Below are 12,471 nucleotides of genomic sequence, written 5' to 3'. Positions count from 1 at the left end.
TCGGTGAGCCCGGTTGAGGTTCTGGCCAGCCAGCTCAAATCCGACCGGGGCTGGACCGATCACTTGGCCACTGAGTTCCGCGAGCCGTACATGCACGCGCTGGCGGAATTCCTGGCGGCCGAGGAGCAGGCCGGCAAGGTCCTGTTCCCGGCCAGCAAACACTGTTTCAACGCCCTCAACAGCACGCCTCTGGACAAGGTCTCGGTGGTGATCCTGGGCCAAGATCCCTACCACGGGCCGGGCCAGGCCCACGGTCTGTGTTTCTCGGTGCGGCCGGACGTGCCGCCGCCGCCCTCCCTGGTCAACATTTTCAAGGAAATCGACAGCGATCTGGGGATTCCCGCGCCGGATCACGGCTGCCTGCAGCCCTGGGCCGACCAGGGAGTGCTGCTGCTCAACAGTGTCCTGACGGTGGTGCAGGGCGAGGCCGGGGCCCACCAGGGCCAGGGTTGGGAAACCTTTACCGACCGGGTGATCGAGACCGTCAACCGGGAGCGCGAAGGCGTGGTGTTCCTGCTCTGGGGCAGCTACGCCCGCAAAAAGGGCCGGCACATTGACCGGCAGCGGCACCTGGTGCTGGAGGGGCCGCACCCGTCCCCCCTGAGCGCCTACCGGGGTTTCTTCGGCTGCCGCCACTTCTCCCAGACCAACGACTGGCTGCAACAAAAAGGGCAGCCATCCATCGACTGGACGCTGCCCTCCAAGGCCGAGCTGATCGCCCGTTACCGCAACTGATTGACCGGTATTACTGCAGAAGCGCCATCGCGGCTTCCATCTGCGCGTTCAGGTCTTCTTCCTCGCTCATGTCGATGTTGGGATCCAGGCCCAGACGGTCGAACGCGCTGATGCCATTCCAGTCCATTTCGGTCCAGGGGTGGTCAGAACCGGCCACCAGTTGCAGGTTCGCCACCATGACCAGGTCCGCGTAATCGGTCTGCGCCACCTGGCGCTGGAAGTTGGCAAACTCCAGGGGCACGTTCTGCAGTTCCTTCGGGAAATCCCACTTCTCCAGGATCGTCGCCCCGACCCGGGGATGCAGCTCGTCGATCACATTGTCGAGCATGATGCTGCTGATCTGGATGTCCTGGTCTTCCACATAGCGCAGGATCGGCAGCACCCCGATCAGGTGCACCAGTCCGGCCAGTGTCGCCTGGTCGGCTTTCAGTTTGGTGTAGTGCTGGGCCAGGACGTGGCAGATGCCGGCGACTTCGGTGCTGGTCTGCCAGGTCGCGCGCAGGCGCTTGTCGATCATGTCCGAGGTGGCCTGGAACATCTGCTCCATGGCCAGGCCCATGGCCAGGTTACTGGTGTAGGCCATGCCCAGGCGGCTGACCGCCATGTTCAGGTTCTCGATGGCGCGGCTGCCCCGGAACAGCGGGCTGTTGCAGACCCGGATGATGCGTGCGGACAGTGCCGTATCGTTGCTGATGACTTTGACCAGGTCGTTGATCGCCGAATCCTCGGACTCGGCAATCTCGCGTACCTGCAAGGCCACCTCGGGCAGGGTCGGCAGCACCAGTTTGTCGTTTTCGATGGCGCTGATCAGATCGGTTTTGATGGTTTCGACGATATTCGACATGGTCAGTAACAGTCCGGTTGTCAGAAGCGATGCCGGCGGATGACCGGGGCCGGCGTCCAATAAAATCAAAAGAGTGAGCTACGTTATAGCAAATTGACGCGGGTTTTCCTGTCAACTTATGTATCCGGTGTGGCGCCTTCGCCCCGCTCCGGCACCGGGTAGGGCAGGGGCAAGGGTTCCAGGACCTGGTCCGGCCCGCCGTCGATAGCCAGGGGGCCGTCGGCGGCATCGTGCCGAACCACTGCCAGCACCTCGGCACTGCCATCGGTGAAGCCAACGGCATCCACCACCGTGCCGACGCTCTTGTCGCCGGCCACGACCTGGACGCCCGGGCTCGGCGCCGGGGCCTGGGCCAGCCGGAAGCGGAACAGGCTCTTTTTCAGTTGGCCGAGGAAGTGCATCCGGGCAATGACTTCCTGGCCAGTGTAGCAGCCCTTCTTGAAGTGCACGCCGCCCAGGTGCTGCCAGTTCAGCATCTGGGGCACGAACGCCTCGGTGGTCTCGGTGGTCAGGCGGGCAATGCCGGCGGCCATGTCGCTCGCCTGCCAGTCGGCCGGCGTGTGCTCATCGGCCTCGGTCAGACCGGTGGCAGCGGCCTCGGGCTGCCAGAGCTCAAACCGGGGCACGCCGTCAGCGGTGGGCTCCACCCGGATCAGGAACCCGGCGGGCAATTCGAGAGTATCGCCCGGGGCCTTGAGGTCGGCCAGCGCCGCACCAGCCAACTGCTCCGCGCCCGGGCTGCCGTACAGGCCGATCACGGCGCCGTCTTCCAGCACCTGGGCCGAGGTGCCCCGAAACAGCATCAGGTATTTACGCAGCTGGCCCAGGATGGCCTCGGCCAGGTCGGCTTCCAGGTCGATGAGCACGTCGTCGCCGGCCCGGACCATCCGGGTCAGGCAGTAGGCCCGGCCCTTCGGGGTGGCGGCCGCGGCCCGGGGCGAGAAGCCGGGCACGACCTCGTCCAGGTGCTGGCTGAACTGACCCTGCAAAAACTTGTCGGTGCCCGGGCCGCTGATGCGCACCAGGATACGGTTGCTCACCGGCGACCAGCCGCTGTCCGGGCGTGGGAGGCTGGCGAGGGCTTGCGCTGGCAGACCGGGCTCGGGTTGTTCGGCATCGCTCATGAATTACTCCAGATCGGGATGTCGCGCCTGTTCCTTTCGGGGCCGGCCCAGTCGGAGCCATACCCTCAGGCGACGAAAATCGTCCGCCGACGCGTTGCCGGCAAGGCCGGCGATCGGGGCCAGCAGGACGGTGAAATATGAACCAGAGGTGGTGCCGACCGGGCGCAGTTTCAAGAGGGTCAGGCGCGGGCCCAGGCGGCTGGCGCCGGCGGCGTCCACGGCCACGGCGGTTTGGTCGGCCAGTCGGGCCAGGAGTTGGCCGTCGGTAACCGTCAGGCCCGCGACCGCCCGGTGGCCTCGAAGCAGTCCGGTGCGCCGGAACTGCCAGGCCGCGCCGAGCAGGGAGACCGGCACGCCGGCCAGCAGCCAGGGCTGGGCCGAACCCGCCGCCACGAGCAGGAAGGCGGTCAGCGCCAACCAGGGCAGGGCGGCGATCAGGCCGGCGGGTATTGAGGGGGTGAGGGCGACCTCAATTCGGCTGGACACGGTTGACGATCATGTCGACGATCCGTTGCAGGTCCGGATCCTGGGGCCGGCTGCGCTGCATGAACCATTCGAACATGTCGGTGTCTTCGCAGGTCAGCAGCTTCTGGTAGCGCAGCTTGTCCTCCGCCGGCAGCGTCCGGTACACCTCTTCGATGAATGGAATGAGCAGGTTGTCCAGTTCAAGCATGCCGCGACGGCTGTGCCACCACAGTCGATTGAACTCGGTATTGTCGGTTGAGGCTGCGTTGTCAGACATGGCAGATTCCATAAGTAAGTTGACTGGGTAAGCGCTACCGGGCCGGGTCAGGGCGCCAGCGTCCGGTAGGTCGTGGGCACCAGGATGGTGTCGGTGGCTTCATTGTTCAATCCAGGGTAGTCCAGGGTGTAGTGGAGTCCCCGGCTCTCCCGGCGCTGCAGCGCCGAGCAGATAATCAGGTCGGACACCGTCACCAGGTTCCGCAGTTCCAGCAGGTCGTTGGACACCCGGTAGTTGCTGTAGAACTCGCCGATTTCCCGGGACAGCAGATCAACCCGGTGCTTGGCCCGTTGCAGCCGCTTGGTGGTCCTTACGATACCTACGTAGTCCCACATGAAGTGGCGCAGTTCGTCCCAGTTGTGGGAAATAACGACGTCCTCGTCCGAATCCCGGACCTGGCTTTCGTCCCAGTCCGGTGCCTCCGGCGGCGCCGGAATATCCGCTTCCCGGCGGGTGATGTCCTGGGCCGCCGAGCGGCCGTACACCAGGCATTCCAGCAGCGAGTTGCTGGCCATGCGGTTGGCACCGTGCAGGCCGGTGAAGCCGGCTTCGCCGACCACGTACAGGCCGTTAACGTCGGTCCGGGCGCGTTCGTCGGTGATGATGCCACCGCAGGTGTAGTGCGCGGCCGGCACCACCGGGATCGGTTCTTTGGTCACGTCGATGCCGAAGCCCAGGCACTTCTCGTAGATGGTCGGGAAGTGATGCTTGATGAACTCGGCGGGCTTGTGACTGATGTCCAGGTACAGGTAGTCCGCGCCCAGGCGCTTCATTTCATGGTCGATGGCGCGGGCGACGATGTCCCGGGGTGCCAGCTCGGCGCGCTCGTCAAAGCGATCCATGAACCGGCTGCCGTCGGGCAACTTCAGCAGGCCGCCTTCGCCCCGGACCGCCTCGGTGATCAGGAACGACTTGGCGTGCGGGTGATACAGGCAGGTCGGGTGGAACTGGTTGAATTCCATGTTGGCGACCCGGCAGCCGGCGCGCCAGGCCATGGCAATGCCATCGCCCGAGGCACCGTCCGGATTGGTGGTGTAGCGGTAGGCCTTGGAAGCGCCACCGGTGGCGATCACCGTGAAGCGGGCACGGAAGAGCTCGACGTGATTGTCTTCCAGATTCAGGACATAGGCCCCGACGCAGCGGTTGCCCGGCAGCGATAGCTTGCGGTGGGTGATCAGGTCGATGGCCACCCGGCTCGACATCAGTTCGATGTTGGTCCGGGCCCTGGCCTGTTCGGTCAGGGTGGTGGAAACCGCGTGCCCGGTGGCGTCGGCGGCGTGGATGATGCGCCGGTGACTGTGGCCACCCTCCCGGGTCAGGTGGTAATGGGCGTTGTCGTCCTTGGTGAAGTCGACGCCGGAATTGATCAGCCAGTCGATGCTTTCCCGGCCGTGCTCGACGGTAAACCGGACCGCGTCCTCGTGGCACAGGCCGGCACCGGCGGCCAGGGTGTCCTGGATGTGGTCCTCGATGGTGTCGTCGTCATCCAGAACCGCGGCAATGCCGCCCTGGGCCCAGAGCGTGGCACCACTGGAGATCTCCGCCTTGCTCAGGACGCAGACCCGCAAATGTTCGGGGAGATTCAGGGCGACGGTGAGGCCGGCAGCACCACTGCCGATAATCAGGACATCGTATTCGTAGGACTGTGGCATTGGGTCGTGATCGCGGGCCATAATGTGGACGTCTATTGAACTAAACTTTGCCCGTGCTGTCTATTTGGCCTGACAGGGGGGACCGCCCGCCGGTTGGCCTTACCCGAGCAATCCATGGACGCCGGACAGCACTGATGACGCAAAGAAACCTCATGAAGGCCGAACAACTGGCCGAAACCACAGGGAAGCGCGGCGCACCGTCCATGACTCCTGATCAAGACCAGCGACAGGGTGAAACCCCCGACAGCCAGACCGACCTGCAGCTCGTGCGCAAGGTGCGGAATGGCGACCGGTCGGCGTTCGACCTGCTAGTGGTGAAGTACCAGTCGCGCGTGGCCTCGATCATCAGCCGCTATGTGTACGACAGCCAGGAAGTCATGGACCTGACCCAGGAAGCCTTCGTCAAGGCCTTCCGGGCCCTGGACCGGTTCCGCGGGGACAGCGCGTTCTACACCTGGCTGTACCGGATTGCGGTCAACACCGCCAAAAACTTCCTGGAATCCCGCGGCCGACGGCCCCAGGGCAGCGCCGACGTGACCGAGGCGGAAAACTTCGACGATGGCAGCCGGCTCCGGGACGTGGCGTCACCGGAGCGCCTGTTGCAGCGCGAGGAATTGCAGAAAGCGCTATCGGAAGCCATCGCCCAGTTGCCCGAAGAACTGCGCTCGGCCTTCCTGCTGCGCGAATACGATGGCCTCAGTTATGAGGACATTGCCCGAATTCTTGAGTGTCCGATTGGTACGGTGCGGTCGCGGATCTTTCGAGCCCGCGATTCCGTTGACCGCCACCTCGGGCCTTTGCTTAACCAAACAGTGACGTAGTAGAGGGTGCATCCTATGGATGATCGTCTCAGAGAAACGCTATCAGCCATGATGGACGACGAGGCCGACGAGCTCTCGGTCCGGCGGCTGCTGTCCCACGATCACCAGGATCAGGTTCGGGACCAGTGGCAGCGGTGGCAGCAGGTTCGGGGGCTGATGCACAGCAATCACTCCCCGGCCGATGGCGTTGACGTCAGCGGCGCGGTGCGGGAAGTGCTGGACGGTCGTCCGACACGCCCGCTGTCGGCAGAGCTGGGCGACCTCAAACCGGTGGCGCGCTGGCAGTGGCCGGCGGTGGCCATGGTGGCCCTGGCGCTGTTGATCGGCTTTGGCGCCGGCGCCGGCTGGGACTCGGTCGATGGGCCGAGCGCGGCCTCCGTTGCCGCCACCGAATCCGCGCCGGCGGCGCCGGTGGACGAGATTGCACTTCGGGGCCTGGATCAGGAGCAGTGGGAGCACATGAGTCGCTACCTGCTCGAACACGCCCAGCACAACAGCGTAGGCGCCGGGCGAGGCTCGGTGGGTTACGCGCGCCTGGTCAGCGCTACCGACAGCGGGTACTGACCATGGCAGAGCCAAGCCGACTAACAAGGCCCGGCCCGAGCGGCCGGCTGCGTCGCAGCCTCCGGGCGCTGGTGCTGCTGGGCCTGTCCGTGTTGCTGGTGCCGGCGGCCCAGGCCGATGACGAGGTTGCGGTGCGCTGGCTGGAGCAACTGGCACCGGCGCTCAACATGACGTCCTACCGCGGGGTGTTTGTCTACGCCCGGGGCGATCGGGTGCATTCCATGCGCATCGCCCACCGCTTCGTAGATGGCATGGTGCAGGAGCGGCTGGTCCTGCAGGATGGCGGCAGTGGCGAGATTGTCCGCAAGGGCATGAACGTGATCTGTGTCCTGCCTCACCACGGCCGCATCCGGCTTGACCAGGTGATTCCGTCCGGCCCGTTCGCCGAGGCCTACACCAACGAGCAGGTCCCGGTCAGCCGGTGGTACACCGCGAAACTGCTGGGCGAGGACCGGGTTGCCGGCTACGACGCGGTCATCATCGGGCTAACCGCCAATGACGCCCACCGCTACAACCACCGGCTATGGCTGGAAAAGTCCACCGGGCTGCTGGTCAAGAGTCACGTTGGTGATCCCGACGGCAAGGTCCTGGAACACTTCCAGTTCACCAGTCTCGACATTACCGATGAGATTCCGGATCGGGAATTCGAAATCCAGACCGAGGGGCGCGAAGTTACTCACAGCCTCGATGAGCCGGTCACCGCCCGGACCCTCGAAACGCCCTTCATGGAGGGCTGGGACCTGAGTTGGCAGCCCGATGGTTTTGTTCCGGCGGCCGCGCCGCGCACCAGCCAGGGCCGGGCAGTGGCCTTCTCCGACGGCGTGGCTGCGTTCTCGGTCTTCGTCGAACCCAAGGGCCAGGTAAGCATGCCCCTGGGTGCCTCCCGGATTGGTGCCACTACCGTTTACATGCGGGAGCTGGATGCCGGCGGCGGCCAGTTCCTGATTACCGTGGTGGGCGAGATTCCGCCCAGGACCGCCCGTCAGGTGGCCGATTCGGTGCGCATCGATGATGCCCTGGCGCTGCACTAGGACCCCAGATGATTACTGAAACCGGCAAGGTGATTGCGTTGAAGGAGGATCAGGCGTGGGTGCAGACCATTCGCCAGAGCGCCTGTGAAAGCTGTTCCGCCCGCAGTGGCTGCGGCCAACGGGTCCTCGCCTCGGCCACGTCCGGGCGCGCCAACCAGGTCCTGGTGCGCAACACCGTGGACGCCCGGGTCGGCGATGAGGTGACCCTTGGCATCGATGAACAGGCCCTGCTCGGGGCGTCACTGTTGGTGTACGCGCTGCCGCTGCTGTTGATGGTGCTCGCCAGTGTCGCCGGCCACCAGCTGTCCGGTGGCGCCGACCTGGGCGCCATTGCCGGTGCTGTCGGAGGTCTGACCCTGGGGTTTGTCCTGGGGCGCTGGCGCCAGACCGGCCGCGGTCACCGGTACGAACCCCGATTGCTGCGGGTGAACCGCATCGCCTCCGGCGCGTAAGTTCGAAAACTGTCTGCAAATCCTACGGTTTTTTAAGTTGAAAAACGTCACGTCGATCCAAAAATTACAGCTAATGACATGAACGTAAGGGAGAACCACATGCCGAGAACTCTGACCCGGGCCGTTCAGCCATCGCCTGCTGCCCCCTGGCAGCGGTCGCTGGAGGTCCTGCTAACGCTGTCCGTCATGGTTGCGCTGTTCTGGAGCCAGGCGGTTGCCGCCCGAGGCCTGCCCGATTTCACCGAGCTGGTGGAGGAGAATTCCGCCGCGGTGGTCAACATCAGCACCACCAGCACCCCCAAGAAGAGTGGCGGGTTCCGGAATTTTGACGGCACCCCGTTCGATCAGCGCCAGTTCGAGCAGCTGCCGGAATTCTTCCAGGATTTTTTCCGCGGCCCGAATTCGCCCTTCGGTGGCGCGCCGGGTAAGCCCCAGCCGCGCACCTCCATGGGCTCGGGCTTTATCGTGTCCAGCGACGGTTACGTGCTTACCAACAACCACGTGGTTGAAGGCGCCGACGAGATCATCGTGCGTCTGAACGACCGGCGCGAACTGCCGGCCACGCTGGTGGGCACCGACCCGCGCTCGGACATGGCGGTGCTGAAGCTGGAAAACGGCGACGACCTGCCGGTGGTCAAGGTCGGCCGCTCCCGTGATCTGGAAGTGGGTGAGTGGGTGTTTGCCATCGGCTCTCCCTTCGGTTTCGACTACACCGTGACCGCCGGTATCGTCAGCGCCCTCGGCCGGTCCCTGCCGACCGAGAACTACGTGCCCTTCATTCAGACCGACGTGGCCATCAACCCCGGCAACTCCGGTGGTCCGCTGTTCAACCTGGACGGCGAGGTCATTGGCATCAATTCCCAGATCTACACCCGGTCCGGTGGCTTCATGGGGGTATCGTTCGCCATTCCCATCGACGACGCCATGAACGTGTTCCGGCAGATTCGCGACAAGGGCATGGTGGCTCGGGGCTGGCTGGGTGTCCTGATTCAGGAGGTCAATCGCGACCTGGCCGAGTCGTTCGGTCTCAAACGGCCCCGGGGCGCGCTGGTGGCTGAAGTGCTGGATGGCTCGCCGGCCCAGGCGGCCGGGTTGCAGTCCGGCGATATCGTACTCGCCTACGACGGCGAGGACATTCAGCTGTCGTCGGATCTGCCGCCGATGGTGGGGCGCACGCCGATCGGGGAAAGCGCCAGTCTCACCATCCTGCGGGGTGGCGAGGAAATGACCATGACCGTCGAGATCGGCAAGCTGCCTGAGCAGAACGGCGCCCAGCAGTCCGCGCCCGAGGGTGGCGATAGCGGGTCGTCGTCGGCGCCGCTGGGTCTGACCGTCGAGCCTATCCCCGCCGAGCTGGCCAAATCTCTGGACGGCGAGGACGGCGTGGTGGTTACCAACGTGACCCGGGGGCCGGCGTTCGAGGCGGGTATCCGGCCCCGGGACGTGATCACCGAGATCAATCGGGAAAAGGTCGGCTCGGTGGAGGACTTCCGCACCGTGGTCCGGTCTCTGCCCGAGGATCGGGCCGTGTCGGTGCGGGTGATCCGCCAGGGCAGGGCGATCTACCTGGTGATGAAACCCTGATTTAATTCCGTTCCAGTCTTTCGGGTAACGAATGCCCCCGGCCGCTGTCAGAAACGACAGTGACGGGGGCTTTTGTTATACTGGCCGCACGATAAAAAGAAGTAAGGCCATGGAACGGACCCGATTTGATGATGAACAGTAAGGAACTCCCTCTCCGGCGGTTGCTGGAATTTCGCAACGCGTGGATCGCGTGGCTCATCTTTGCGGTAGTTATTTCAGTCACCCTGCTGCTCTGGCAGGTTTCCATTCACTTGGTGGAAGACCGCACCCAGGCGCGCTTTCGCAGCCAGTCCCTCCAGCTCAAGACCGCCATCGAAGAACGCCTGTTGAACTACGAGCAAGTCCTGGCCGGCAGCGCCGGGTTGTTTGCCGTGGCCGGAGAGGTGTCCCGTGAGGAGTGGCGTGAGTACGTCGAACGGGTGGACATTGATCGCTATTACCCCGGCATCCAGGGCATTGGCTTTGTGCGCCGGATCGGCGTGCGTCAGATGGCCGATCACATTGCCTCGGTGCGGGCCGGCGGGGTCCACAATTACCTGGTCAGCCCCCTGGGCACCGGGCCCTACTACTACCCGATGGTGTATCTGGAGCCCGGGACCGAGCGTAACCGCCGGGCCCTCGGTTACGACGCCTTCAGCGATCCGATCCATCGCCGGGCCATGGAAGTGGCCCGGGACGATGCCGTGCCGACGGTGACCGGCAAGGTGGTGCTGGTGCAGGAAGAGCTGGCGGAAGACCAGGCCAGCTTCCTGATGTACTACCCGGTGTATCAGGGCGGAAAGGTGCCGGAAATCCGGGCCGAACGCCGGATGATGCTGGCCGGTTACGTGTTCAGTGCCTTCCGGATGAACAATCTGATCGATGGCATCGTCGGGCTGATCTCGCCCTTCCTGGATGTCCGCATCTACGACAACGGCGTGATCGAGCGGGACACCCTGATGTACGGCTCCAACCTGGGGTCTCTGGACAACGACTTCAGCTTCCAGATGAGCCAGACCCTGAACGCCGGGGGGCGCGAATGGCTGCTGCAGACCCGCTCGACGCCGGCGTTCGATTTTCTGGCCTCGGATCCCCGCCCGCCCATCGTGCTCGGCAGTGGCCTGTTCATCAGTGTCCTGATGTTCCTGTTCGTGCTCATGCTGATCCGCTCCAGATTGATGGCCCAGATCGGTGCCGGCCGCTATCGGGCCATCACCGAAGGCGCGGCCAACGTGACCCTGGTCATGGACCGGGCCGGCCAGGCCCTGTACGCCAGTCCGTCCAGCCTCGACATCCTGGGCTACGAACCGGCCCGACTGCAGGCGCAGGCGCTCGACGCCCTGGTTCATGGCGAGGACTGGCCCAAGTTGCAGCAGGGCTTCGAGGACGCGGTGGCGGCGCCGGGCGCCCAGGTACCGGTGATTCGTGCCCGGATCCGGGACGCCAACGGCCAGTGGCGGGATATGGAAGGCACTTTCACCGCCATGCTGAACGTACCCGGGGTCAATGGCGTGGTCCTGAGCCTGCGCGATCTGACCCAGTTGAAGGCAGCCCAGTCGGAACTGCATCGGCTGGCCTTCTACGACCCGCTGACCGGCCTGGCCAATCGCCAGCTGTTCCGGGATCGGCTCAATCATGTGGTCCGCCGCAGTCGGCGCAGCGGCGAGCCGGCCGCGCTCATGTTCCTGGACCTGGACGGTTTCAAACGCATCAACGACACCCTCGGGCACGATGCCGGTGACGAGTTGCTGTGCAAGGTGGCGGAGTGGCTGGAAGGCTGTGTGCGGGAGGAGGACTCCGTGGCCCGCCTGGGTGGCGACGAGTTCGTCGTGCTGCTGTCCCGGATCAGCGGCCCGGAGGCCGCCGGCAAGGTCGCCGAGACCATCCTGCACCGGCTGTGCCAGCGGGTGCGCCTGAACGATCACGAGGTTGGCATCACCGTCAGCATCGGCATCACCATGATGCCCCACGACAGCGAAGACTCGGGCACGCTGATGAAGTACGCGGACCTGGCCATGTACCAGGCCAAGGAGCTGGGCCGCAACACCTACCAGTTCTTCACCCCGGCCATGAACATCAAGGCCGCCCGTCGCCTGCTGCAGCAGGAGGAGTTGGCTACGGCCCTGGAGGGCGACCGCTTCGTGCTGCATTACCAGCCCAAGGTGGACCTGGTGACCGAGCGGGTCATTGGCGTCGAAGCCTTCCTGCGCTGGCACCACCCGGAAAAAGGCCTGGTGTCGGCCCAGCAGTTCATCGGGCTGGCGGAGGAAACCGGCCTGATCCTGCGGCTCGGCGAGATGGCGCTGCGGCAGGCCTGCATCCAGGTCCAGGCGCTGGAGCGCGCCGGGTTCGAGGCCCTGAAGATGGCGGTCAACCTGTCGGTCCGGCAGCTCACCGACCCCGGTTTCCTGGACATGATCCGGCAGGTGATCACCGAGACCGGGGTGTCGCCGGAGCGGCTGGAGCTGGAAATGCCGGCGGAACTGCTGAACGAGGACCCCCGGGCACTGCGGGAACTGCTGGTGGCGCTGCACGATCTGGGGGTCTGCCTGATCCTGGACGACTTCGGTACCGGCTCCTGTTCGCTGGTGGCCCTGCAGCAGTTGCCGTTGGATGTGATCAAGATCGACCACCGGTTCATCCGCGACATTCCCTACAACGTGAGCGCCACCGACGTCGCCTCTGCGGTTATTGCCCTGGCGCGCAAGCTGCACCTGACGGTGGTGGCGGAGGGCGTGGAGACCCCGCAGCAGCTGAGTTTCCTGAAGTCCTCCGGGTGCGCCCAGTGCCAGGGCAACCTGTTCAGCTATCCGCTCGATGAAGATGCCCTGATTGGCTTCCTGATCCGGCAATATGAGAAACCGCTGATTTCCTGATCATGGCAATAACAGCCGGTAACCGGTAAAATCACGGCGTCCCCGGATCCCGGTACCGGCCCTTCCG

At 64.8% G+C, this 12,471-nt stretch carries 12 protein-coding genes; 7 read left to right on the top strand and 5 right to left on the bottom strand.

Going from position 1 to position 12,471, the window contains the following annotated elements; translation table 11 throughout:
* The first annotated feature begins 3 nt into the window (after nt 1-3).
* Nucleotides 4-735 (top strand): uracil-DNA glycosylase, encoded by a 732-nt coding sequence (ung, locus tag U5822_RS02075; RefSeq protein ID WP_322853962.1) that lies wholly within the window; start codon nt 4-6, stop codon nt 733-735.
* 10 nt (nt 736-745) lie between these two features.
* Here ung and U5822_RS02070 read toward each other — a convergent pair whose 3' ends face one another.
* The 5 genes from U5822_RS02070 to nadB form a co-directional block, all read right to left on the bottom strand.
* Nucleotides 746-1,579, bottom strand: a complete 834-nt coding sequence (locus tag U5822_RS02070) for an HDOD domain-containing protein (RefSeq protein WP_322853961.1) — start codon at nt 1,577-1,579, stop codon at nt 746-748.
* Nucleotides 1,580-1,695: 116 nt separating this feature from the next.
* Nucleotides 1,696-2,703: a CAF17-like 4Fe-4S cluster assembly/insertion protein YgfZ gene (gene ygfZ / locus U5822_RS02065; RefSeq protein ID WP_322853960.1), complete on the bottom strand. Its 1,008-nt coding sequence runs from the start codon at nt 2,701-2,703 to the stop codon at nt 1,696-1,698.
* A gap of 3 nt (nt 2,704-2,706) precedes the next feature.
* Nucleotides 2,707-3,189: a hypothetical protein gene (locus U5822_RS02060; RefSeq protein WP_322853959.1), complete on the bottom strand. Its 483-nt coding sequence runs from the start codon at nt 3,187-3,189 to the stop codon at nt 2,707-2,709.
* Nucleotides 3,173-3,445 carry an FAD assembly factor SdhE gene (locus U5822_RS02055; RefSeq protein WP_322853958.1) on the bottom strand — a complete coding sequence of 91 codons (273 nt, stop codon included), beginning with the start codon at nt 3,443-3,445 and terminating at the stop codon, nt 3,173-3,175. The genes U5822_RS02060 and U5822_RS02055 overlap by 17 nt, the downstream gene beginning before the upstream one ends.
* A gap of 47 nt (nt 3,446-3,492) precedes the next feature.
* A complete protein-coding gene (nadB, locus tag U5822_RS02050; protein ID WP_322853957.1) occupies nt 3,493-5,097 on the bottom strand; it encodes an L-aspartate oxidase in 1,605 nt (534 codons plus the stop codon).
* 134 nt (nt 5,098-5,231) lie between these two features.
* Between nadB and rpoE the strand changes: the two genes are divergently transcribed.
* The 6 genes from rpoE to U5822_RS02020 all read left to right on the top strand — a co-directional run bounded on the left by rpoE (nt 5,232) and on the right by U5822_RS02020 (nt 12,404).
* Complete coding sequence (gene rpoE / locus U5822_RS02045) at nt 5,232-5,918, top strand: RNA polymerase sigma factor RpoE (RefSeq protein WP_322853956.1); 687 nt, start codon at nt 5,232-5,234, stop codon at nt 5,916-5,918.
* A 15-nt stretch (nt 5,919-5,933) separates the two neighbouring features.
* Entirely contained in the window at nt 5,934-6,482 is a 549-nt protein-coding gene (locus tag U5822_RS02040; RefSeq protein ID WP_322853955.1) for a sigma-E factor negative regulatory protein, read from the top strand.
* A 2-nt stretch (nt 6,483-6,484) separates the two neighbouring features.
* A complete protein-coding gene (locus U5822_RS02035) occupies nt 6,485-7,513 on the top strand; it encodes a MucB/RseB C-terminal domain-containing protein (RefSeq protein WP_322853954.1) in 1,029 nt (342 codons plus the stop codon).
* Between the two features lie 8 nt (nt 7,514-7,521).
* The gene (locus U5822_RS02030) at nt 7,522-7,965 is read left to right on the top strand and encodes a SoxR reducing system RseC family protein (protein ID WP_322853953.1); all 444 of its coding nucleotides are present in this window, start codon (nt 7,522-7,524) and stop codon (nt 7,963-7,965) included.
* Between the two features lie 186 nt (nt 7,966-8,151).
* On the top strand, nt 8,152-9,549 hold the full coding sequence (locus U5822_RS02025; protein ID WP_322854197.1) for a DegQ family serine endoprotease: 1,398 nt from the start codon (nt 8,152-8,154) through the stop codon (nt 9,547-9,549).
* Between the two features lie 128 nt (nt 9,550-9,677).
* Nucleotides 9,678-12,404 carry a bifunctional diguanylate cyclase/phosphodiesterase gene (locus U5822_RS02020; RefSeq protein ID WP_322853952.1) on the top strand — a complete coding sequence of 909 codons (2,727 nt, stop codon included), beginning with the start codon at nt 9,678-9,680 and terminating at the stop codon, nt 12,402-12,404.
* Nucleotides 12,405-12,471: the final 67 nt, after the last annotated feature.

Origin of the sequence: Marinobacter qingdaonensis, assembly GCF_034555935.1 — a bacterium.
In the GTDB taxonomy this organism is placed as follows: domain Bacteria; phylum Pseudomonadota; class Gammaproteobacteria; order Pseudomonadales; family Oleiphilaceae; genus Marinobacter; species Marinobacter qingdaonensis.
This window is presented reverse-complemented; position numbering and strand designations above follow the sequence as displayed.

Coding starts and splice junctions, on each gene's coding strand:
- U5822_RS02070 (WP_322853961.1), bottom strand. CDS start 1,579: ATGTCGAATATCGTCGAAACCATCAAAACCGATCTGATCAGCGCCATC.
- ygfZ (WP_322853960.1), bottom strand. CDS start 2,703: ATGAGCGATGCCGAACAACCCGAGCCCGGTCTGCCAGCGCAAGCCCTC.
- U5822_RS02055 (WP_322853958.1), bottom strand. CDS start 3,445: ATGTCTGACAACGCAGCCTCAACCGACAATACCGAGTTCAATCGACTG.
- nadB (WP_322853957.1), bottom strand. CDS start 5,097: ATGCCACAGTCCTACGAATACGATGTCCTGATTATCGGCAGTGGTGCT.
- rpoE (WP_322853956.1), top strand. CDS start 5,232: ATGACGCAAAGAAACCTCATGAAGGCCGAACAACTGGCCGAAACCACA.
- U5822_RS02040 (WP_322853955.1), top strand. CDS start 5,934: ATGGATGATCGTCTCAGAGAAACGCTATCAGCCATGATGGACGACGAG.
- U5822_RS02035 (WP_322853954.1), top strand. CDS start 6,485: ATGGCAGAGCCAAGCCGACTAACAAGGCCCGGCCCGAGCGGCCGGCTG.
- U5822_RS02030 (WP_322853953.1), top strand. CDS start 7,522: ATGATTACTGAAACCGGCAAGGTGATTGCGTTGAAGGAGGATCAGGCG.
- U5822_RS02025 (WP_322854197.1), top strand. CDS start 8,152: ATGGTTGCGCTGTTCTGGAGCCAGGCGGTTGCCGCCCGAGGCCTGCCC.
- U5822_RS02020 (WP_322853952.1), top strand. CDS start 9,678: ATGATGAACAGTAAGGAACTCCCTCTCCGGCGGTTGCTGGAATTTCGC.